Annotated in this window: 19 protein-coding genes; 9 read left to right on the top strand and 10 right to left on the bottom strand. The window is 70.6% G+C overall.

Features of this window, described 5'->3' with window-relative positions; genetic code table 11:
* The first annotated feature begins 66 nt into the window (after positions 1 to 66).
* Positions 67 to 1,668 (top strand): gamma-glutamyltransferase, encoded by a 1,602-nt coding sequence (ggt, locus tag P9K36_RS28395; protein ID WP_043357403.1) that lies wholly within the window; start codon positions 67 to 69, stop codon positions 1,666 to 1,668.
* A 218-nt stretch (positions 1,669 to 1,886) separates the two neighbouring features.
* On the opposite strand, the gene prfB is transcribed toward ggt, so the two are convergent.
* A protein-coding gene (gene prfB, locus P9K36_RS28390; RefSeq protein WP_100794053.1) for a peptide chain release factor 2 occupies positions 1,887 to 3,015 on the bottom strand; the annotation gives its coding sequence in 2 pieces (ribosomal slippage) (positions 1,887 to 2,945 and positions 2,947 to 3,015; 1,128 coding nt in all).
* Positions 3,016 to 3,214: 199 nt separating this feature from the next.
* Between prfB and P9K36_RS28385 the strand changes: the two genes are divergently transcribed.
* Positions 3,215 to 3,553 (top strand): DUF3140 domain-containing protein, encoded by a 339-nt coding sequence (locus P9K36_RS28385; protein WP_043385613.1) that lies wholly within the window; start codon positions 3,215 to 3,217, stop codon positions 3,551 to 3,553.
* A 21-nt stretch (positions 3,554 to 3,574) separates the two neighbouring features.
* Here P9K36_RS28385 and P9K36_RS28380 read toward each other — a convergent pair whose 3' ends face one another.
* From P9K36_RS28380 to P9K36_RS28365, 4 genes are all read right to left on the bottom strand, one after another.
* Complete coding sequence (locus tag P9K36_RS28380; RefSeq protein ID WP_043357408.1) at positions 3,575 to 3,934, bottom strand: hypothetical protein; 360 nt, start codon at positions 3,932 to 3,934, stop codon at positions 3,575 to 3,577.
* A gap of 113 nt (positions 3,935 to 4,047) precedes the next feature.
* Positions 4,048 to 4,260 (bottom strand): hypothetical protein, encoded by a 213-nt coding sequence (locus P9K36_RS28375; protein ID WP_020090818.1) that lies wholly within the window; start codon positions 4,258 to 4,260, stop codon positions 4,048 to 4,050.
* Between the two features lie 134 nt (positions 4,261 to 4,394).
* Complete coding sequence (locus P9K36_RS28370) at positions 4,395 to 5,612, bottom strand: LL-diaminopimelate aminotransferase (protein ID WP_043357422.1); 1,218 nt, start codon at positions 5,610 to 5,612, stop codon at positions 4,395 to 4,397.
* A 120-nt stretch (positions 5,613 to 5,732) separates the two neighbouring features.
* Complete coding sequence (locus P9K36_RS28365; RefSeq protein ID WP_043760179.1) at positions 5,733 to 6,092, bottom strand: hypothetical protein; 360 nt, start codon at positions 6,090 to 6,092, stop codon at positions 5,733 to 5,735.
* Positions 6,093 to 6,326: 234 nt separating this feature from the next.
* Between P9K36_RS28365 and phaC the strand changes: the two genes are divergently transcribed.
* Positions 6,327 to 8,108, top strand: coding sequence for a class I poly(R)-hydroxyalkanoic acid synthase (gene phaC / locus P9K36_RS28360; protein ID WP_043761696.1), 1,782 nt, complete (start codon positions 6,327 to 6,329; stop codon positions 8,106 to 8,108).
* An 82-nt stretch (positions 8,109 to 8,190) separates the two neighbouring features.
* On the opposite strand, the gene P9K36_RS28355 is transcribed toward phaC, so the two are convergent.
* The gene (locus tag P9K36_RS28355; RefSeq protein ID WP_043760178.1) at positions 8,191 to 9,504 is read right to left on the bottom strand and encodes an OmpP1/FadL family transporter; all 1,314 of its coding nucleotides are present in this window, start codon (positions 9,502 to 9,504) and stop codon (positions 8,191 to 8,193) included.
* 412 nt (positions 9,505 to 9,916) lie between these two features.
* Between P9K36_RS28355 and P9K36_RS28350 the strand changes: the two genes are divergently transcribed.
* Together P9K36_RS28350 and bioB are read left to right on the top strand one after the other, a co-directional pair.
* A complete protein-coding gene (locus tag P9K36_RS28350; protein WP_043357420.1) occupies positions 9,917 to 10,801 on the top strand; it encodes a fumarylacetoacetate hydrolase family protein in 885 nt (294 codons plus the stop codon).
* Between the two features lie 513 nt (positions 10,802 to 11,314).
* A complete protein-coding gene (bioB, locus tag P9K36_RS28345; RefSeq protein ID WP_043386070.1) occupies positions 11,315 to 12,328 on the top strand; it encodes a biotin synthase BioB in 1,014 nt (337 codons plus the stop codon).
* A gap of 79 nt (positions 12,329 to 12,407) precedes the next feature.
* On the opposite strand, the gene P9K36_RS28340 is transcribed toward bioB, so the two are convergent.
* The 4 genes from P9K36_RS28340 to mnmA form a co-directional block, all read right to left on the bottom strand.
* Positions 12,408 to 13,835 carry a HAMP domain-containing sensor histidine kinase gene (locus P9K36_RS28340; RefSeq protein ID WP_236962055.1) on the bottom strand — a complete coding sequence of 476 codons (1,428 nt, stop codon included), beginning with the start codon at positions 13,833 to 13,835 and terminating at the stop codon, positions 12,408 to 12,410.
* 270 nt (positions 13,836 to 14,105) lie between these two features.
* Complete coding sequence (locus P9K36_RS28335) at positions 14,106 to 14,900, bottom strand: VTT domain-containing protein (protein ID WP_043357430.1); 795 nt, start codon at positions 14,898 to 14,900, stop codon at positions 14,106 to 14,108.
* Positions 14,897 to 15,550: a class I SAM-dependent methyltransferase gene (locus tag P9K36_RS28330; RefSeq protein WP_043357432.1), complete on the bottom strand. Its 654-nt coding sequence runs from the start codon at positions 15,548 to 15,550 to the stop codon at positions 14,897 to 14,899. The genes P9K36_RS28335 and P9K36_RS28330 overlap by 4 nt, the downstream gene beginning before the upstream one ends.
* Before the next feature lie 25 nt (positions 15,551 to 15,575).
* Positions 15,576 to 16,730, bottom strand: coding sequence for a tRNA 2-thiouridine(34) synthase MnmA (gene mnmA / locus P9K36_RS28325; RefSeq protein ID WP_043760175.1), 1,155 nt, complete (start codon positions 16,728 to 16,730; stop codon positions 15,576 to 15,578).
* A gap of 333 nt (positions 16,731 to 17,063) precedes the next feature.
* On the opposite strand from mnmA, the gene P9K36_RS28320 reads away from it, so the two are divergent.
* The 4 genes from P9K36_RS28320 to fliF all read left to right on the top strand — a co-directional run bounded on the left by P9K36_RS28320 (position 17,064) and on the right by fliF (position 21,708).
* The gene (locus P9K36_RS28320; protein WP_236961784.1) at positions 17,064 to 18,563 is read left to right on the top strand and encodes a flagellar hook-length control protein FliK; all 1,500 of its coding nucleotides are present in this window, start codon (positions 17,064 to 17,066) and stop codon (positions 18,561 to 18,563) included.
* 89 nt (positions 18,564 to 18,652) lie between these two features.
* Positions 18,653 to 19,342 carry a flagellar hook capping FlgD N-terminal domain-containing protein gene (locus P9K36_RS28315; RefSeq protein WP_043386058.1) on the top strand — a complete coding sequence of 230 codons (690 nt, stop codon included), beginning with the start codon at positions 18,653 to 18,655 and terminating at the stop codon, positions 19,340 to 19,342.
* Positions 19,343 to 19,433: 91 nt separating this feature from the next.
* The gene (locus tag P9K36_RS28310; protein ID WP_007569077.1) at positions 19,434 to 19,709 is read left to right on the top strand and encodes a DUF1153 domain-containing protein; all 276 of its coding nucleotides are present in this window, start codon (positions 19,434 to 19,436) and stop codon (positions 19,707 to 19,709) included.
* Positions 19,710 to 20,079: 370 nt separating this feature from the next.
* Positions 20,080 to 21,708 (top strand): flagellar basal-body MS-ring/collar protein FliF, encoded by a 1,629-nt coding sequence (fliF, locus tag P9K36_RS28305; RefSeq protein ID WP_043760172.1) that lies wholly within the window; start codon positions 20,080 to 20,082, stop codon positions 21,706 to 21,708.
* Positions 21,709 to 21,723: the final 15 nt, after the last annotated feature.

Below are 21,723 nucleotides of genomic sequence, written 5' to 3'. Positions count from 1 at the left end.
ACTCAGGCCGATTTTTGGATCAAGCAGCGTCGTCTCGTCGAGACGATCCATACAGCAGGACATCCCGTGAGAGACTTCTCCGCCCCCGGCCGCTCCCCGGTCTATGCCGCCAACGCCGCCGTCGCGACCTCGCACCCGCTCTCGACTCTCGCCGCCATCGAGGTGCTGCGCGCGGGCGGCAACGCCGTGGATGCCGGCATCGCGGCGGTCGCCGTGCAATGCGTGGTCGACCCGCTGATGACCGGCATCGGCGGCGACTGCTTCGCCCTCTACGCCCCCGCCGGCGCCACCAAGCCCCTCGCCCTGGACGGTTCGGGCCGCGCCCCGGCGGCCGCCACGCCCGACTGGTACGCCGAGCACGGCGTCGCCATCACGCCGACTTCGCCGCACGCCGTCACGGTGCCGGGTGCCGTCGCAGCCTGGGACCTGCTCGTCCGCGAGCACGGCACCCGCTCGCTGGGTGAGCTCCTCCAGCCGGCGATCCGTTACGCGGAGGACGGGTTCGTGATCCAGCAACGGGTCGGCTGGGACTGGCAGCGGGGCGCGGAGCGCGTCGCCGCCGATCCGCACGCCGCCGAGACCTACCTGCCCGGCGGGCAGGTGCCGGCCATCGGCAGCGTCCTGCGCCTGCCGAAGCTCGCGGCGACGCTCCGGCGCATCGCCCAGGAGGGCGCGCGCGGCTTCTACACGGGGCCGGTGGCCGAAGACATGGTGAGCCGGCTCAACGCGCTCGGCGGCCTGCACACCCTGGACGACTTCGCCGCTGCCCGGCCCGACATGGTGACACCCGTCTCAACCCGCTACCGGGGCTACGACGTCTACGAGTGCCCGCCCGCAGGCCAAGGCCTGGCGGCGCTGATGATGCTCAACGTGCTCACGCATTACGACGTCGGCGCCCTCTCGGACCTCGACCGGCTGCATCTCTTCGCCGAGACCTGCAAGCAGGGCTATCATCACCGCGACGTCCTGTTCGGCGACGCCGCCCTCGCCCAGGTGCCGATCGAGCACCTCCTCTCCGACGCCTGGAAGGCCGCCGCCCACGGGGCGATCGACATGGGCCGGGCCCGCGAGCCGGAGATCTATCCCGAGATCAGGCAGGAGATCGCCGAGGGCCGCGCCCACAAGGACACGGTCTATCTTTGCGTGGTCGATCGGGACGGCAACGCCCTGTCGCTGATCAACTCGATCTTCCAGGGCTTCGGCTCCGGCATCCTGGCACCCGAGAGCGGCGTCCTGCTGCACAATCGCGGCCTGTCGTTCCGCACGGAGGGCGGCCACCCGAACAGCGTCGGGCCCGGCAAGCGGCCGATGCACACGATCATCCCCGGCATGCTGATGAAGGACGGGCAGGCGGTCGCGCCGTTCGGCGTCATGGGCGGCCACTATCAGGCCATGGGCCATGTCGAGCTGCTCTCCGGCCTCATCGACCGCGGCCTCGACGTGCAGGAGGCGCTCGATGCCCCGCGCAGCTTCGCCTATGGCGGCAGCCTGGAGGTCGAGGGCGGGATCTCCGACGCGGTGATGGCGGGGCTGATCGAGCGCGGCCACCCGGCGATCCGCGCGCCGCTGCCGCTCGGCGGCGGCCAGATCATCTGGATCGACCGCAAGGCCGGCACGCTGGCGGCCGGCTCGGACCCGCGCAAGGACGGGGCGGCGCTGGGGTATTGAGGGGCGTGGCCGGTGGGATGCTCAAGGCCTTGCCACCCACCGCCCTCATCCTGAGGTGCCCGCGTCAGCGGGCCTCGAAGGAGGGCTCCAGCAATCGCAACGGTATCCGGAGGCCTCCTTCGAGGCTTCCGCTACGCTCCGGCACCTCAGGATGAGGTGATCGGATTGGACGCCCCGGGGACCGGAACGACAGTCGTTCGGATCCCCGGAGGTTCGGATTAGTCGATATCCTCGACCGCCTCGCCACCGCCGTAGACCCGCTGGGCGAGCGAGGCCTCCATGAACGGGTCGAGATCGCCGTCGAGCACCTCGTCCGGATCGGTGGACTGGGTGCCGGTGCGCAGGTCCTTCACCAGCTGGTACGGCTGCAGCACGTAGGACCGGATCTGGTGACCCCAGCCGATATCGGTCTTGGACGCGGCCTCGGCGTTGGCCTTCTCTTCGCGCTTCTTCAGCTCCGCCTCGTAGAGGCGGGCGCGCAGCATGTTCCAGGCGGTCGCCCGGTTCTTGTGCTGCGAGCGCTCCTGCTGGCACGCCACCACGATCCCGGTCGGATTGTGGGTGATACGTACCGCCGAGTCGGTGGTGTTGACGTGCTGGCCACCGGCGCCCGACGACCGGTAGGTGTCGATCCGGCAGTCGGATTCCTTGATCTCGATCTCGATCCGGTCGTCGATCACCGGATAGACCCAGACGCTGGCGAAGCTGGTGTGCCGCCGGGCGCTGGAATCGTAGGGCGAGATCCGCACCAGACGGTGCACGCCGGACTCGGTCTTGAGCCAGCCATAGGCGTTGTGGCCCTTGATCAGGAGCGTGGCGCCCTTGATCCCGGCCTCTTCGCCGTCGGTCATCTCGACGACCTCGACCTTGTACTTCCGACGCTCGGCCCAGCGGGCATACATGCGCTGGAGCATGTTGGCCCAGTCCTGGCTCTCGGTGCCGCCGGCCCCGGCATGGACCTCGAGATAGGTGTCGAACCCGTCGGCCTCGCCGGACAGCAGGGTCTCGACCTGCCGGCTCGCGGCCTCCTTCTCGACGGCCAGGATCGCCGCCTCGCCCTCGCGGATCGAGGATTCGTCACCCTCCATCTCGCCGAGCTCGATCAGCGTGGCGCCGTCCTCGAGATCGCGCTCGAGCTTCTTGATCGCCGTGACGGCCTCGTCGAGCTGCTGGCGCTCGCGCATGACCTTCTGGGCGGCCTCGGCATCGTTCCAGAGGTCGGGGTTCTCGGAAGCCGCGTTCAGCTCCGCGAGGCGTTTATCGACTGTATCCCAGTCAAAGATGCCTCCTCAGCAGCCCTATAGACTGCTTGGCGGCATCCGAGGCTTGCTCGATCTCGGCGCGCATCTGGTTTTTCGGGAATGGGGTTTGGGGAAAGAATGGAGGTCCGTCGGGTCGGGGTGATAGCCCCCGGGACCCGGCCTGTAAACGCTTCCGCGTCGCGTCGCATGCCGCCCGTGCGGCGCCCGACCGCAGGGAAGGAGGCGAGCCGGCAAGCCTCGGGCGCGTTGTCGGGCACGAACGACAGGGCCCAGGAGGCAAGCGGATGGCGGACGACGATCACGCGGCGACGTGGGCGGACTTCAACGAGGCCGTCAACATGACGCCCGCGGCGCTGAAGAAGCACCTCGACAGCGAGGCCAGCAAGGAGGTCGGCCAGAAGAAGGGCGGCGGCGAGTCCACCGGCCACGCGATGGGCCGGCGCATCCTGGCGATCAAGGATACGAAGAAGGCCGACCTGACGGACGACGATTACGCCGCCATGCGCAAGGTGGTGGGCTACGTCCACCGCCACCTCAAGCAGGGCGGAGAGGCCCGGAAGGACCCCGACTCACCGTGGCGGTTGTCGCTGATGAATTGGGGCCACGATCCGCACAAGGATTGAGGCTCCGGAACGCCCGGCGGCTCAGTAGCGCGGCGGCACGATGTAGGACGGAGCGATCACGTACTCCTTCGGCCGCTTGCGCGCGCCGAACCGGCCCTCAGTGATCTGGTCGTTGTAATAGTCGAAGCCCGTATAGCCGAAACCACCGCCGTTCATCACCTCGGCGACCGGGACCGCGGGCTGCGCGAGATCGGGACGGCCCGGCGGCACCACCACCTGGCAGCACCCCTCGGTCTCGAGAACGGTGGGCCCGTTCGGCGCGGTGAACACGAAGGCGCGGGGCTGGTACGGCGCGGGCGGGTAGGCGGCGTCGGAGGCCGAGGCGCCCTGCCCCGCCAGGAGGGCGAGCAGTCCGGCGGCGATCAGGGTCTTGGTGCTCACGCGATGCTCCGTCAGGGGGCCGGCCGGGCCGGCATCTGGCCTACAGTCTAGCTGATCGCGGGCGGCTTGTCCGGCCCATCCGAATCGACCGGTTACCGAAATGCCGGCGCAGATCAGCCGCGGGCGCGCAGGACAACCTGCGGGCTCGCCGGCACGGGGCGGCAATCCGTCGTGAAGGCGTTGACCGGCAACGGCTTCGAGTCGCACGCATACACGTCCGCCGGGCCGGGCGCGGGGATCGGATCCCGGGCGATGATCGGGTTCGGCGCACAGGCCGAGGCCGCGGCGGCGAGCAGCAGGGCGGCGATCAGGTTCAGGCGGCGCATGCGACACTCGGGACGCGGGAGGACCCCCGCACCTGACCCTGGCCATCGCGATCCGTCCTGACAAGCGCCGGCGCGGGGCGTCGGCGCCTTTGGCGGAGCCTGTCGCCCCGCGGCAACAATCCGCGCGGGGTCGGCTAGCCGGCCCGGACCATCGGCACGACGTTGTGCAGGGTCTTGTCGGTGCCGTCGAAGAACCGGCGGATGTTGCGCGCGGCCTGCCGGATGCGCTGCTCGTTCTCGACCAGCGCGATGCGGACATACTCGTCGCCGAATTCGCCGAATCCGATGCCGGGCGCCACCGCGACATCCGACTTCTCCAGCAGCAGCTTGGAGAATTCGAGGCTGCCCATCTCCCGGTAGCGCTCCGGGATCGGAACCCACGCGAACATCGAGGAGGCGGGCGACGGGATGGTCCAGCCGGCCTTGCCGAAGGATTCCACCAGCGCGTCGCGGCGCTTCCTGTAGATGCTGCGCATCTCGTGGATGCAGTCGTCCGGCCCGTTGAGGGCGGCGGTCGCGGCGACCTGGATCGGCGTGAAGGCGCCGTAATCGAGGTAGGACTTCACCCGGGTGAGCGCCGCGAGCAGGCGCTCGTTGCCCACCGCGAAGCCCATGCGCCAGCCGGCCATCGAGTAGGTCTTCGACAGCGAGGTGAACTCCACCGTGCAGTCGATGGCGCCGGGCACCTGCAGGACCGAGGGCGGCGGGTTGTCGTCGAAATAGACCTCCGCGTAGGCGAGGTCCGACAGCAGGATCAGCTCGTGCTGCTTCGCGAAGGCCACGAGATCCCGGTAGAAGTCGAGGCTCGCCACGTAGGCGGTCGGGTTCGACGGGTAGCAGACGACCAGGGCGACCGGCTTCGGGATCGAGTGGCGCATGGCCCGCTCGAGGGCCGGGAACATCGCCGGGGTCGGCTCGGCCGGCACGGAGCGGATGACGCCGCCGGCCATCAGGAAGCCGAAGGCGTGGATCGGGTAGCTCGGGTTCGGCACCAGTACGACGTCGCCCGGGGCGGTGATCGCCTGAGCCATGTTGGCGAAGCCCTCCTTGGAGCCCAGCGTCGCCACCACCTGCGTGTCGGGGTTGAGGGTCACGCCAAACCGGCGCTGGTAGTAACCGGCCTGGGCCTTGCGCAGGCCCGCGATGCCCTTCGAGGCCGAGTAGCGGTCGGTGCGGGGCCGCCCGGCCGTCTCGCACAGCTTGGCGATCACGTGCTTGGGGGCGTCGAGGTCGGGATTGCCCATCCCGAGATCGATGATGTCGGCGCCCTGCGCGCGGGCGGCGGCCTTGATCCGGTTGACCTGCTCGAAGACGTAGGGCGGCAGTCGCTTGATGCGGTGGAAGTCGGTCATGGGCGTGTCCATCGGCGCGTCCCGAATCTGGCGTCTTTCGTCTGGGCCGGTCGCGCGAACCCCATGCTCTAGCAGAGTTGCGGGCCGCCGCCGACCCACAAATCGGTGCTCAAATCGGTGCTATTGCGGCGGCGCCGGGGCCGGCTTGATGGTGGCCGCGGCGCCCTGCCCGGCGCTCGCCGCCGCCCGGCCGCGGACCTCGTTGCGGCCGCGGGCGCTCTCCAGCTCCGCCTCCAGGGCCTTCTGGCCGGTGACCGACTTGGCCCGGACCGGGCGCTTCGGCGCGTCGACGCCCACCGGCATGAAGTCGGGCTGCGCCTTGCTGCGGGATTCCGCGACGAAATCCGGCGCGGCGACGGTCCGCGGCCCGTAGCCTGCATCGGAGGCCAGCGAGCGGACGACGTCGCCCGAGCAGGCCCCGAGCAGGCTGACCAGCAGCCCGAGGCCGGCCGTGCGGATCAGCGGCAGGCTGCGGGACATGCGGGCGACAGGGTTCAAAATGGCACGATCCATCGTCACATGGGTTTGAAAAGAACGGCCGGATGTTTCGGCGACGTCCGCAACCGGGGTGGCGAAAGCTCTGGCTCGCTCCTTATTTTGTCGGAAACGAGGCCCGCGCGATCGGGTCGACAGACGAAACACAGGGAGGCACGTTTGACGAGTCCGCAGGCGCCGGATCGGACCGCCCCTCCGAAGTCGGTCTCGAACGGCGCGATGCCGGACGGCATGGCTGCTCCGATGCCGGATTTCGAGGCGCTGTCCCGCAATGCCGGACAGTTCGTCGAGGCGATGGGGCGCAATATCGCCCGCGCCCTCGGGCCCGAGGGACAGGGAGGCGCCCCCGGAAGCGAGATGAACGAGGCCGCCAGGGTCCTCGGACAGGTGGCCGAGACCTGGCTCGCCGACCCGAAGCGGAGCGCCGAGGCCCAGGCCCGCCTGTCGCAGGCCTTCCTGTCGCTCTGGGGCTCGACCTACCTGCGCCTGCAGGGCCAGCCCGCCGACCCGGTGGTTCTTCCAGAGCCCCGGGACGCGCGCTTCGCCCATGCCGAGTGGTCGACCAACCCGTATTTCGACTTCATCAAGCAGGCCTACCTGCTCGCCGCCCGCTGGGCCGAAAGCCTCGTGGACGAGGCGGAGGGGCTCGATGCGCACACGCGCCACAAGGCGCAATTCTACCTGCGCCAGCTCACCAGCATGCTCTCGCCGTCGAACTTCCTGCCGACCAACCCGGAGCTGATCCGCCATACCCTCCAGGAGAACGGCGCCAACCTCGTCCGCGGCCTGAAGATGTACGAGGAGGATCTACAGGCGGGCGGCGGACATCTGCGCGTGCGCCAGACCGACCCGAGCGGGTTCGAGGTCGGGCGCAACATGGCGGTCACCCCCGGCGAGGTGGTGTTCCGCAACGATCTGATCGAGCTGATCCAGTACGCGCCCGCCACCGAGACCGTGCTGCGGCGCCCGTTCCTGATGGTTCCGCCCTGGATCAACAAGTTCTACATCCTCGACCTCAATCCCCAGAAGAGCTTCCTGAAGTGGATGGTCGACCAGGGCCTGACGGTCTTCTGCATCTCGTGGGTGAATCCGGATTCCCGGCATGCCGACAAGGACTTCGAGTCCTACATGCGCGAGGGGATCGAGGCGGCCATCGACGCGATCGGGGTCGCCACCGGGGAGACCGAGGTCACGGCGGCCGGCTACTGCGTCGGCGGGACGCTGCTCGCCGTGACGCTGGCCATGCAGGCCGCCACCGGAAACCGGCGGATCAAGAGCGCGACGCTGCTCACCACGCAGGTCGACTTCACCCATGCCGGCGACCTGAAGGTCTTCGCCGACGAGGAGCAGATCCGGCAGGTCGAGGCCCGGATGGCCGAGCAGGGCTACCTGGAGGGCGCCCGGATGGCGAACGCCTTCAACATGCTCCGGCCGAACGACCTGATCTGGCCCTACATCGTCAACAACTACATCAAGGGCAAATCGCCCTCGGCTTTCGACCTGCTGTACTGGAATTCCGACGCCACGCGGATGCCAGCGGCCAATCATTCCTTCTATCTGCGCAACTGCTACCTCGACAACACGCTGGCGCAGGGACGGATGGTGCTCGGCAACGTCCGCCTCGACCTCAAGAAGGTGCAGGTCCCGATCTTCAACCTCGCAACCCGGGAGGATCACATCGCGCCGGCCCTCTCGGTCTTCGAGGGCTCGAAGGTGTTCGGCGGCAAGGTCGATTTCGTGCTGGCGGGATCGGGCCATATCGCCGGCGTGATCAACCCCCCGTCCAAGCCGAAATACGGCTACTGGACCGGCGGCCCGGTCAAGGGGACGCTGGAGGACTGGATCAGCGCCGCGGTCGAGACCAAGGGTTCGTGGTGGCCGTATTGGTTCCAGTGGATCGAGGCACAGGCGCCGGAGCGGGTGCCGGCCCGGAAACCCGGCGGGGATGCGCTCCAATCCCTCGGCCCGGCGCCGGGGACCTACGTGCGCATGCGGGCCTGAGGCGCGCCATCCGCGGCGAACCGGAGCGGGGCACCGCCCGTCGCGGATCGCCCGGGGGAGCCGGGCGCCCCGCGCAGGCGCATCACCATTTCCGCACGAGGGGCGCGGGAGCGGGGGCGGGCGGCGCGCCGAACACGTAGCGGAAGCCCACCGAGACGATGTCGGCGCTGGAATCCACCACCCCCGCGAAGGCGATGTTGCCGACGTTGTAGTCGCGGCCGAGGCCCGCCAGGACCCGCGACCGGTCCAGGAAGAAGTGCGAATAGGCGAGGTTCAGCGTCAGCTGCCGGCTCCAGCGGTAGCTGGCGCCCACCGAGGCGATGTAGCGGTCCCCGTCCGGCAGCCGCACCGAACGGTTGCGGAAGTCGATCGGCGATGTCTCGTAGGCGAAGCCCGTGCGCAGCGTCAGGTTCGGCGAGGCGTCGTACTCGGCGCCGATCGCGTAGGTGAACCCGTCCTTGTAGTTGAGCGGCAGGGTGTTCACCGGCAGGCCGAGGGTCTTCGACACGATCCCGATGGTCCCGAGCCTCGACCAGTTGTCCCACTCGAAGCCGAGGTTCACCCGCGCCACCGGCGAGACCGCCTGGGTCAGGCCGACGCTCAGCTTGTCGGGGGTGTTCAGCCTCGCCCGGACCTGGCCGGCGAGCGGGGCCAGGGCGAGCAGCGGCACGCCGATCGAGCCGTCGATGTCGTGGTGCACCGAGGAGCGGTAGCCGATGCCCAGCACGGTCCCGTCGCGGGGCGTCAGCGTGGCGCCCGCGGTGAAGCCCACCCCCCAGGATTCCCCCTTGAGGAAGGAGCTCGGATAGGCGGTCGGCAGGAGGCCCGGGACCGGCAGCGCCTGCCGCAGGGTCAGGCGGAAATACTCGATGTTCGGCCCGGCCGCGATCGACAGCCATTCGTTGACCTTGAAGCCGATCACCGGGTTGATCGCCAGGGAGAAGATCCGCGACGAGCGTCCGTAGACCTCCCCGGCCCAGACCTGGTTGGGCTTGGTCACGAGCCCGAAGGGCGCGCCGGTCGAGAGGCCGAGCCACAGGCGGTCGTTCAGCTGGTACGAGGTCGCGCCCGCCGGCACGAGGGCGCCCTGACCGAGCTCGCCCGAGCCGCCCAGCCGCGCGAAGCCCGGATTGGTGCCCGGCGCCGGGCGGATCTCCGAGGACAGGCCGATATAGGTGAAGTTCTGCTCCGCGACGAAGCCCGGGTTCATCGTGATGGTCGCGGGGTTCCAGAACATCGACGACACGCCGCCCGATCCCGAGGCCGCGCCCGCAAACGCCAGCCCCTGCGCCTGCGTGCTCTGCTCCCGCAGACCGAACGCCCCAGCCTGAACCTGCCCGGCACCGAGGATCATTGCCGTCGCCGCCAGCATTGCAGCGCGCACCGTTCCGCCCATCTCGTCCCCCAAGCGTTGTCGTTCTGGCGGGCGCCGAGGATTGTTAGAGCTTCATCAGGTGGCACCCTTTCGGGCATGGTGCCGGTTGCGGGGACTGAACCGCAATGACCAGGACGGCCTCAGGAGGCGAAAAGGAGATCCGTAGAGACATCGGGATGCATTGTCTCACTGCGGCCGACGTCCGGCGAAGACCTGTTTTCGATAATTACGCACCCAACTTTTCCTCTTGCGCCGCGCCCTGAACAATAGATCCACTATCATCAGACCATGAACTTTTTGCAGGCCTGTTGCTTGGCTGCGACACCCGGCGGGGCGCTGCGTGCGGACCGCCGGCCTTGCACCCGGGTCGAGGCCCGGCCATGGTCCCGGCGTCCGGCGCAGACCGGCACAGGGAAGGATGAGGAGTGCGGCCATGAAGCTTTTCCGGCACGGCCCGAGCGGCGACGAGAAGCCCGGCCTCGTGGATGCGAAAGGCGGCCTGCGCGACCTGTCGGGCATCGTGCGGGACATCGCCGGGCCGGCGCTGTCGCCCGATTCGCTGGCGCGCCTGCGCGCCCTCGATCCCGAGACCCTGCCGAAGCTGCCGCCGGACGTGCGCCTCGGCCCCTGCGTGGGCGGCACCCGCAACGTCGTGGCCATCGGCCTGAACTTCGCCGACCACGCCGCCGAGACCGGCTCGCCGATCCCGGCCGAGCCGATCATCTTCAACAAGGCGCCGTCCAGCCTGTGCGGGCCGAACGACACGGTGATCATCCCCAAGGGGTCGCACAGCACCGACTGGGAGGTCGAACTCGCCGTGGTGATCGGGCGGCGCGCCAGCTACGTCCACGCCAACGAGGCGCTGAGCTACGTGGCGGGGGCCTGCATCTGCAACGACGTCTCCGAGCGCGAATGGCAGATGAACCGCGGTCCGACCTGGACCAAGGGCAAGAGCGCACCGACCTTCGGGCCGCTGGGCCCCTGGCTGGTGACGCTGGACGAGATTCCCGACCTGAAGAACCTCGCCATGAGCCTCGACGTGAACGGCGAGCGCCGTCAGACCGGCTCCACCGCCACGATGATCTTCGACGTTCCCCAGCTCGTCGCCTACACGTCGCACTTCATGCTGCTGGAGCCGGGCGACGTGATCACCACCGGCACCCCGCCGGGCGTCGGGCTCGGCATGAAGCCGCCGCGCTACCTCAAGGCCGGGGACGAGATGGTCCTGCGGATCGACCGGCTCGGCGAGCAGCGTCAGCAGGTCATCGCCTTCGACGACTGGACCGCCAAGGTCTCCGCCGGCGAGCCGACGGACTGACTGGCCGCGCCGCCGCCCGCATCCGGGCGGCGGTGCCGGTTCCAGGAACAGACACCGGTATCGGTGATCGTCCCGCGCTTCGGCCGGACAAGACTGCGACATCGGATTGTCCGCAGGCCCGCGCGCAGGGTCGGAACCCGAGCCGCCGACGCGCAAGGTGATCGAGATCCGGGCCGACACCGTCAAGCAGGCGGTGCGGGACGAGCCCGACCGGATCCGGCGGATCGCGGCGCAGCCCAATCGCCTCGCGCGCCTGGTCGGGGCCGGCGGCCGGATCCTTGGGGCCTCCGATCAGACTGGATCGCTGACCGGGCGGGCGTCCTGCCAACCGGACGGTCTCACGAGCGGCGTCGAGCGGGACCGGCACGGGCACGGCCCTCCCCCGGATACCGGGCCGCGAGACGTCGCGCGGCCTCGGTTGGCACGGCCTCGAAGTCCAGACCGATCCGTCCGCGGGGAGTTCGGGCGCCCGGCCCGCTTGATTTCTGTCCGCCGATCCGGCTCAAACACCGGATGAGCGCGACTTCCCTTCCCGGTTCCCCGCAGCCCGACCTCGGCGACATCCGCCACGACTGGAGCGTGGCGGAGATCCGCGCGATCCACGACCTGCCGCTGATGGACCTCGTGTTCCGGGCGGCGCAGGTCCACCGCCGGCACAATGACCCGGCCGACATCCAGCGGGCGTCGCTCCTGTCCATCAAGACCGGCGGCTGCCCGGAGGATTGCGCCTATTGCCCGCAATCGGCCCACCACAAGGGCGCAGGCGTCGCCCGCGAGCGGCTGATGCCGGTGGAGACCGTGCTGGCCGAGGCCGCCGCCGCCAAGGCCGCGGGGGCCCAGCGCTTCTGCATGGGCGCCGCGTGGCGCCAGCCCAAGGACGGGCCCGAGTTCGACGCGGTTCTCGCCATGGTGCGTGGCGTGCGCGGCCTCGGCATGGAAGCCTGCGTGACGCTCGGCATGCTCACGCCCTCCCAGGCCGGACGGCTCGCCGAGGCCGGGCTGACCTCCTACAACCACAACCTCGACACCGGCCCGGATTTCTACGAGGACATCATCTCCACCCGGACCTACGACGAACGCCTGCAGACCCTCGCGAATGTCCGCGAGGCCGGGATCGGCGTGTGCTGCGGCGGCATCGTCGGGATGGGCGAGGGCGTCACCGACCGCGCCGCGATGCTCCAGGTGCTGTCCAACCACGCCCCCCATCCCGAGAGCGTGCCGATCAACGCCCTGGTGGCGGTGCCCGGTACTCCGCTGGAGGACCAGCCGGCGGTCGATCCGTTCGATCTCGTGCGCATGTGCGCCACGGCGCGGATCGTGATGCCGCGATCCCGGGTCCGTCTCAGCGCCGGCCGCAAGAGCCTCACCCGTGAGGCGCAGGTGCTGTGCTTCCTCGCGGGTGCCAACTCGATCTTCTACGGCGAGCGGCTGCTGACCACCGCCAATAACGGGCAGGACGACGACGCGGCCCTGCTGGCCGATCTCGGCATCCGGGTTGGCGAGCCGGTTCGGGCCGCGGCGGAATAGGCCCACGGACGCCTTTCCGCTCGGACCTTGCCGCGCGCGCTGATGGGGTGGTGACGGCCGCCGCCCACGGCCGCTCGCGTCAGCCCTCCGGCAGGACGATCCGGAAGCGCGCGCCGCTCAGCCCCTCGGCCTCGGAGGCATCGAGGGTGAGCGTGCCGCCGTTGATCCCGATCAGCTCGGCGGCGATCGGCAGGCCGAGCCCCGTGCCGCCGGAGCGCATGGAGCCCTGAAACGGCGCGAACAGGTTCTCCCGGGCGCGCGCCGGCAGTCCGGGGCCGTTGTCGGCGACCAGGATCGTGATCCGGCCCGGCGCCCCGCGGGAGGCCACGACGCGGACCGCAGCCTCCGGCACGGCGGCCCCGTCGAGCGCCTGCACGGCGTTGCGGACGAGGTTGGCCAGCGCCCGCGCCAGTTGCTCCGGATCGGCCTGCACGCTCAGGTCGGCCGCCGCGACCTGCACGGAGACCGGATGCGCCGCCAGCGCGGCGAGATCCGGAAGCTCCGCGAAGATGGGCGCCAGCGGCGTGCTGGCCAGGAGCGGCGTCCGCTCGGAGACGCGCCCGTAAGCGAGCGTCGCCTCGCAGAAGCGGATCGCCCGGGCCAGCGTCCCCACGAGGCGCGGGGCCACACGCTGAACGGTCGGATCCTCGGTACCCTCCAGGCGATCGCCGAGAAGCTGCGCGCCGGTCAGCAGGTTGCGCAGCTCGTGGCTGATCTTGCTGACGGCGAGCCCGAGTTCGGCGAGCCGCCGCTTCTGGCGGAGCTGGTCGGCGAGGCTGCGCTGCATCCGCCCGAGCGCCCGCTCGGCCTGGCCGATCTCGTCGCTGCGGCGGGACGGGGCGATGATCCGCCCCGCATCCTCCGGATCGTCCGCGAAGACCGTGATGCTCGTGGCGAGCCGCCGGACCGGCCGCACGATGAGCACCTGCAGCACCACGAAGACGAGGCCAGCCGCGGCGGCCGCGATGATCAGCGAGGAGACCAGCAGGCGCAGGGCATAGTCGATCATGGCGGTGCGCAGCGGCGCCTCGTCGAGGAGGATCTCGACCCGGTCGAAGCCGATTCCCCCCTCCCCGATCACGCGGATCGGCTCGCGGACCGGCGCCACAAGGGTGCGCCACGCCCCCCGGATCGCCGACAGCGCTGTGACGTCGCGCAGATCGACGATGTCGGCGACCTGCTCGGGCATGGGCTCGATGGCGAGCAGGCGCTGGGCGCCACCGCCGCGAACCGCGATCGCCCGAGCATTCACCCCGGCCAGGAGCCGGCTCTCCAGCGCCTCGGAGACCGGCTCCCCGGTCCGGCCGTCGAGGACCAGGGCGGCGACCTGCGCGGCCGCCAGGCGGTCCGACATCCACTCGACCCGGTAATTGGCCACCGCCGGCACATAGGTCAGCACCTCGGCCACCACCACGAACGCGACGGTGACGAGGAACAGCCGCCCCGACAGGCCGAGGCGGGCCGTGCGCCGCTCCGGCAGATCGCGGCTCGGGGCGGACGCCGGCATCGCCGGTGCCGCGGCCTCATCGGACTCGACGGACACGCCGGTCACGCTCCGCGCGGGCATCGCGGATTCGGATCGGCGGAGGGCGGATTGAGAAAGCTCGAGCCGGGTCCGGCCTTCGCGGGATACATGTTCGCAAGCCACAGATTCGCAGGCGGCAATACAGGCTCTCGGCAGTGAGCACTATACGATATCCACCCGCAGGCGGTTGCATGTGCCCTCAGACACGGAAAAACACAGCCGGCGGAGGATTGCGTATCCCGGGCGTCGCTCTCAGCCGCGTCTGGCGCGCCGGCTCAGCAGCACGCTGACCAGGGCGAAGACGGCCAGCATCGCGAGGCCCGCCACCATCTTGGGCGTGACGAGGGCCCGCAGGCTCAGGGCGTCGTCACAGCCGCCCGCCCCCGCCGCCAGGCAGGCCGCCTTGGCGGCTTCGTGGGCGGCGACGACGTCCTCGATGCCCGCTCCCGTGGTGGCGTACACGACGGCGCCGGGCAGCAGCCCCAGGAAGGTCGCGAGGACGAAGACCCGCATCTTCACCCCGAAGGCGGCGGGGGCGAGGTTGGTCACCCAGAACGGGAACAGGGGGAGGAGGCGCAGGACCGCGATATAGCCGAAGGCATCGCGCCGGAAGCCTTCGGCCAGCCCGGCGAGGCGCGTGCCGCCGATCCGCCGGAGCAGGTCGGCCCCCGGCCCCCGGCCGATGGCGAACACGAGGGCGGCCCCCGTGGTGGCCGCGCAGACCGCAGTGAGCGCGCCCGGCACGATGCCGAACAGGAAGCCGCAGACCATCGTCAGGATCAGCGTGGCCGGCACCGACACGACCACGGCCCCGACATAGAGGCAGTAGGCCGCGACCAAGGCGCGGAGATAGCCGGCCTCGACGAAGCCGCGCAGCCAGATCCGCGAGGCGAGGAGTCGGTCGAGGCTCAGGAGCTGGGCGGCGCCGGAGACCACGACGATCGCCGACACCGTCAGGAGCAGCACCAGCGGGAGCCAGCGCCGCAGCCGCTTCCAGCGTCCGTCACGCCGCTCTTCGCCGACGGGCGCGTTCCCGGTCTCGATCACCCGGGCTTGCGCATCCGCAGGATCTTGAAGAACCCGCCCGGGAAGGTCGGCTTCAATCCCAGGACCTCGACGCCGTTGCGCCGGGCCCAGGCCTCGATCCGCGTCGCCTTGAAGTCCGACGACCAGCCGATCTTGGTGCAGAGCGGGGCCACGATCTCCTCGACCCGGGCGACCGGGCCGTCGCTCTGGCCGAAATGGTTGGCGAGCACGATGCCGCCGCCCGGCCGCACCACCCGCAGGAACTCGGACATCGCGGCCTCGGGATCCGGCACCAGGGTGATGAGGAACTGTGCCACCACCGCGTCGAAGCTCGCATCGGCGTAGCCCAGGTGGCAGACATCCATCACCTGCAGCCCCTTCACGTGGGACAGGTTCCGGCGCCGGACCTTGGCACGGGCGCGCTTGAGCATGTCCTCGGAGAGGTCGACGCCGCAGACGAAGCTCGATGTCGGATAGTAGCCCAGCGCCAGCCCGGTTCCGACGCCGGCCTCCAGGATCCGCGGCCCATGCTCGGCCGCCGCCTCGACGGCGGCGCGGGCCGCGGGCTCGGTGAGCTTGTCGTAGACCACGTCATAGACGGGGGCCCAGCGGGCATAGGCCTTGCGCATCAGGGCCGTGCTCGGCCCGGCCATCTGCGGCTCGCTCAGCATCGTTCGAAGGTTCCAGAGGTTGAGATCAGGCGGCCTCGCGGGGCCGGGCCGACAACGCGTCGACACGCCGGATGGTGCCGCCGCCCAGGACCCGGGCCCGGGGCCCGTCATCCGCGTAGATCGCGCAGGCCTGGCCCGGCGACACGCCGTCCTCGGGCTCGGTGAGAACGATCTCGGCCGTGCCGTCCGGCCCGACCGTGAGTGTCGCCGGGCGCGGCGGCCGGGTCGAGCGCACGCGCACCGCCACCGGCAGGTCGCGCACGGCCTCGGCCGGGCCCTCGCCGAGCCAGTTCAGGTCCGAGAGGCGGATCCGGGTCGTGGCCAGGGCTGTGCGCGGTCCGACCACCACCCGGGCCGCATCCGGCTCCAGGCGCACCACGTAGAGCGGTTCCGGCCCGGACAGGCCGAGGCCCTTCCGCTGCCCCACCGTGTAGTGGACGATGCCGTCGTGCCGGCCGAGGACGTGGCCGGCGAGGTCGACGATCTCGCCGGGCCGCGCCGCATCGGGGCGCAGGCGGGCGATCACGTCGCTGTAGCGGCCCTGCGGCACGAAGCAGATGTCCTGGCTGTCCGGCTTCTCGGCGAGCGACAGGCCGAGATCCTTCGCGAGCGCGCGGGTCTCGGTCTTCTCCATCTCGCCCAGGGGAAAGCGCAGGAATGCCAGCTGCTCCGCCGTGGTGGCGTAGAGGAAGTAGCTCTGGTCCCGGGCCGGATCGAGGGCGCGGTGGAGCGCCCGGCCGCCGCCCGGCAGCGCCCGGCTCGCCACGTAATGACCGGTGGCCAGCGCGTCGGCGTTCAGGTCCCGGGCGAGGCCCAGCAGATCGCGGAACTTCACCGTGCGGTTGCACTCGACGCAGGGGATCGGCGTCTCGCCCGCAAGGTAGCTCTCGGCGAACTTTTCGATGACCGCGTCGCGGAAGCGGTCCTCGTAGTCGAGGACGTAATGCGGGATGCCGAGATGCTCCGCCGCAGCCCGTGCATCGTTGATGTCCTGGCCGGCGCAGCAGGCGCCCTTGCGGTGGCTCGCCGCGCCGTGGTCGTAGAGTTGGAGCGTCACGCCGACCACGTCGAAGCCCTGCCGCTTCAGCAGGCCAGCGACCACGGAGGAATCGACGCCGCCCGACATGGCGACGACGACGCGCGTCTCGTGGGGGGCTTTGGGAAGATCGAGGGCGTTCATCGCGAGGGTCCGCAGCCGCCGGCCCGGAAGCTTCCTGGCTGCACGGGCCGTCTATAGCGGGACTTCGCCCGGCTTTCCAGGGCGGCCAGCGCCGACACCCGGCAGATCCTGCCGATCGGGCGGCAGGTTCGATCAGGGCCGCGCCGCGCGCCGCGGAAGAGCACTATATTTTTCAGTCTCTTAGCGGGCCACCCCGGTGGCGCGCGGCTTGCTGCGGGCGGCCCAGAGGAGTCCGGTATGGCGAGCGGTGCGGCGGATCGTTTGGATGTCACCACCTGGATTCCGTCCGCGCGGAGTGCGTCTGCCCCGCGGTCAGGCTGGGAGGCGGCGGGCGTGGCCGCCCGGGCCGGGGATTCGACGCAGGATCGCTTCGGCGCCGCCCTGACCGCCGCCCAGGCCCGCGACGACGCGGCGGAGACGCGCGCCCGCACGGTCGACCTGCGCGACCTCGCCGCGTCGGCCCGCACCCGACAGGCCGATCAGCGCGATCAGGCCCAGGCCGCCCGGGCGGCCGGCGACCGTGCGCAGGATTCGGCGCGGCAGGCCGAGGCCCGCGCCGCGGACCGGACGGCCGACCGCGCCCGACAGGCGGAGGCGGCGGCTCCGGCGGGGCGTACCGGCAAGGCCGACGCACCGCGCGCCGCCGCAGACGCACGCCCGGAAGCGCGGATGCCGGCCGCGGCGCGCGACGCACAGACGGGCCAGGCGAAACCCGCCGCACGACAGGGCTCCGAGGCTGCCACGACCTCATCGGATCGCGCCTCCGCCACAGGCGACACGGCGGCTCCCGAGGCGGCGCAGGCCGAGACGACGGTGCAGGCTGAGACGACGGCGCCGCAGACGGCGCCGCAGACGGCCGAGCCCGCCGCCACGCCCGCCGGTTCGGACCCTGCCGCCTCGCTGCTGGCCCTCATCGCCGCGCTGACCGAAGGCGGCGCGGCGACCGGAACGGTCAAGACCGAGGCGCCCGCGGGCACCGGCGCGGCGACCGCGCAGGACGGCGGGACAGCGCTCCTCGGAACGGGCGCGGCCGTGGGCGCTCCCGGCAGCGGCGGGCCGGTCGGCAGCCCCGCGGGTGATGCCGTATCGGGCATCGCCGGCATCCCCTCCGGGGCGAAGGCGGCAGGCGCCGGCAACGAGCCGGGCTCGGTGGGGAAGAGCACCGTCCCGGTGGAGGGCCCGGCGGCCGGCGGCTCTGCGGTCGCGACATCGGACAAGGACGGCCAGGATTTCCTGACTGCCCTGGCCGATATGGGACAGGGCGCAGGTCCGCTCCCAGGCACGCCCCCGGCCCCGCAGGGCGGCCAGACGCCGCCGGTCCCGTCGAGCCCGGCCGTCGGCACGACGAAGGCCGCAGAGGGCACCGCTGCGCCGAACCAGACCGCCGCGCCGGTCCAGACCGATCCGCCCATCCCCCTTGGCCAGGTGCCGATGACCATCGGCCTGCGCTCCCTGCGCGGATCGAACGAGTTCCAGATCCGGCTCGATCCGGCCGAACTCGGGCGCATCGACGTCAAGCTGGAGATCGACAAGGCGCATGGCAGGGTCATGACCCACCTCGTGGTCGACCGGCCCGAGACCCTGGCCCTGCTCCAGCGCGACGCCGGCCAGCTGCAACAGGCGCTGTCCCAGGCCGGATTCGACCCCTCAGGCGGCGGAATCAACCTGTCGCTGCGGGGCGACGGGAGCGCCCAGGGCGGCAGCGGCGGCCAGCAGGGGGATTCCCCCCGCAGCAACGGGGTGAACTGGTCCCAGGATCAGGCCGAGGCCTCCCAGGACATCGCCCCGATCCGCCTTCTGCGCGGCTACGGCGGCGTCGACATGAGAATCTAGGCGGCGCGCGCAAGCGCCCGCATCGCGAACCGACACAGACACAGCGCGCATCCAGGCCCGCGCCAGGGCGCAGCACCGGAGAGATCAGCATGACGAGCGGCATATCCAGCCTCACCAGCACGACGGCGACGAAGAGCGCGTCGTCGAGCAGCAGCAGCGGCAACTCCACCGAGATCGCCAGCAACTTCACGCAGTTCCTGACTCTGCTGACCACGCAGCTCAAGAATCAGAACCCCCTCGATCCGATGGACACCAATCAGTTCACCCAGCAGCTGGTCCAGTTCGCCGGCGTCGAGCAGCAGCTCAAATCGAACGACCGCCTCGACAGCATCCTGAGCGCGTCGCAATCGGCGAGTTCGGCCTCGGCCACGAGCTACATCGGCAAGACCGTGACGGCGGATGGAAGCGCGTCGCAGCTGTCCAAGGGCTCGGCCTCCTGGACGCTGACGCCCGCCCGGGCCGCCTCCAAGGCGGTGATCTCGATCCTCGATTCCCAGAACAACGTCGTGGCCACGCAGAGCACGACGCTGACCGCCGGAAGCCAGGCCTACACGTGGAACGGCAAGACCTCCGCGGGCCTGACCGCGCCGGATGGGAACTATTCGATCAAGGTCTCGGCCACCGACGCCACCGGCGCCACCGTGGCGGTCGACACGAGCCTCACCGGCACCGTCGACGAGGTCGATCTCAGCGGGACGACACCGGTGCTGATCATCGGCTCCCAGAAAGTGCCGCTGTCCAGCGTGCAGACCATCGGGTTGTCCACAAGTGGCACTTAACGAATCACATCCGAGTGACTCGCTTCAACATCTCTTAAGCGGGCGCAAGTACCTTCAATGCTCGACAGGTCAGTCGAGTGTAGAGCGTATCATGACCGAACCGAGCCGCCCGAGAGTGAAGTACGTGATCGGGCCCGACGGCAGCCCCCTGACGATCGCGGATCTTCCGCCCCCGAGCACCCGTCGCTGGGTGATCCGGCGCAAGGCCGAGGTCGTGGCCGCGGTGCGCGGCGGCCTTCTCAGCCTGGAGGAGGCGTGCAAGCGCTACACGCTGACCACCGAGGAATTCCTCAGCTGGCAGTTCTCCATCGACCAGCACGGTCTCGCCGGCCTGCGGACGACGCGGATCCAGCATTACCGCCACTGATTATCCGACGCCTCTGTCGGGCGCCATCGTTCCGGGATGCTGCAGACGCCCCCGGAACCCCAACACGACCGAGGGTGCCGAAACCCGGCGCGTCGGCGGCTCTGGATGACGGGCTCCGCTTCGCAATCCTGGACTGACGCGATGGCCTCACTCCCGCAGCGACCACGTCGACGGCGCCGGTGGGGTGGATCGCCCGAATCCGAGAACCCACGAAGCCGCGTCCGGATTCCGGGCGCGGCTTCGTGCTGTTCCGGCGCCCGCCTTTGGGCCTCGGTTGCGCGGCATTAACGCCTCGCTAACCACGACCTGGGCAATTTCTGCCGAGCGGGCCGCCGGGGTCCGCCAGCGTTAGAGTGCAGCGAATCCTCCCGTGAAGCCGGTCCTCGATCTCGTCACGAAGTTCGGACCGGCCCGAATCGCCGCCATGGCGGCGGTGACGCTGACTCTCATCGGCTTCTTCGCGTTCATCATCCTGCGGGTCTCGCGCCCCGATATGGGCGTGCTGTTCTCCGACCTGTCGATGCAGGATTCGGCCTCCGTGGTCCGCGAGCTGGACAGCCGCGGAATCCGCTACGAGACCCGGGGCGATGCCGGGCAGACGATCCTGGCTCCCCGCCCCGACCTCGCCAAGCTGCGCATGGATCTGGCCGGCAAGGGGCTGCCGACCCAGGCCGGGGTCGGCTACGAGATCTTCGACAAGGGCGATGCGTTCTCGTCCACCAACTTCGTGCAGAACGTGAATCACCTGCGCGCCCTGGAGGGCGAGCTGGCCCGCTCGATCCGGGCGATCGGCCGGGTCCAGGCGGCCCGGGTCCACCTCGTCCTGCCGGAGCGCCGCCTGTTCGAGCGCGACCGGGAGAGCCCGAGCGCCGCCATCGTGCTGAAGCTGATGGGCGACCTCGACGCCGGGCAGGTTCGGGCGATCCGCCATCTCGTGGCCTCCGCGGTCGAAGGCCTCAAGCCCGACCGGGTCTCGATCGTCGACGAGCGCGGCCGGCTGCTGGCGGACGGCGCCCGGGACGCGGGGACCGACGTCGCCAGCGGCTTCGAGGACCGGCAGGCCGCCCTCGAACGGCGCCTGCGCGGCCAGATCGAGGACGTGGTCGCCGGGATCGTCGGCACCGGCCGGGCCCGCGTCCAGGTCAACGCCGAACTCGACCTCAACCGGATCGAAAGCCGCTCCGAGACCTTCGATCCCGAGAGCCGCGTCGTGCGCTCCGCCCAGACCCGCACCGAATCGGCGGTCACCGGCAATGCCGAGGGGCAGGTCAGCGTCGGCAACGAGCTGCCCGGCGCCAATGGCGGCGACAAGGCGCCCACGCCGAAGGACGCGACGAACAAGAACGAGGAGACCACGAACTACGAGATCTCCCGCGTGACGAAGACCGAGATCGCCGAGGGCGGACGGATCAAGCGCCTGTCGGTCGCCGTCGTCCTCGACGGGGTGTACGCCACCGCGCCCGACGGAAAGCAGACCTACAGCCCGCGCACGCCCGCCGAGATCGAGCGGATCACCGCCCTGGTCCGCGGCGCGGTCGGCTTCGACAAGGCCCGCGGCGACCAGATCGAGGTGGTGAACCTGCGCTTCGCGGAGGCGCCGAGCGTGCCGCAATTCATCGAGCCCACGCTCATCCAGTCGCTGCTCGCCCCCACCAAGGAGGACGTGCTGCGGATGGCCGAACTCGCCGTCCTGGCGCTGCTCACCCTCATCGTCCTCCTCACAGTGGTCCGCCCCCTGGTGCGCCAGGTGCTCGCGCCGGTGCCTGAGGCGCCGGCTCTGGCCGCGGCCGGCATGGGCTTTCCCGGCGACGCCGTGGTTGCGGGTCCGAGCGGGACCGTGACGGTCATCGACCGCGACAATCCGACCGCGCGGCTGATGGAGTTCGCCAAGATCAACGGCCAGGTCCAGGCCGAGACGGTCCAGCGCGTGGTCGACATGGTCCGGGCGAGCCCGTCCGAGACCGTCGAGGTGCTGCGCACCTGGATCCAGGAAGAGTGAAGCGTAGGGCGTCGA

Source organism: Methylobacterium sp. 391_Methyba4 (assembly GCF_029691625.1).
Classification (GTDB): Bacteria; Pseudomonadota; Alphaproteobacteria; order Rhizobiales; family Beijerinckiaceae; genus Methylobacterium; species Methylobacterium fujisawaense.
Note: the sequence above shows the minus strand (reverse complement) of the source record. Positions and strands in the feature narration are given on the sequence as shown.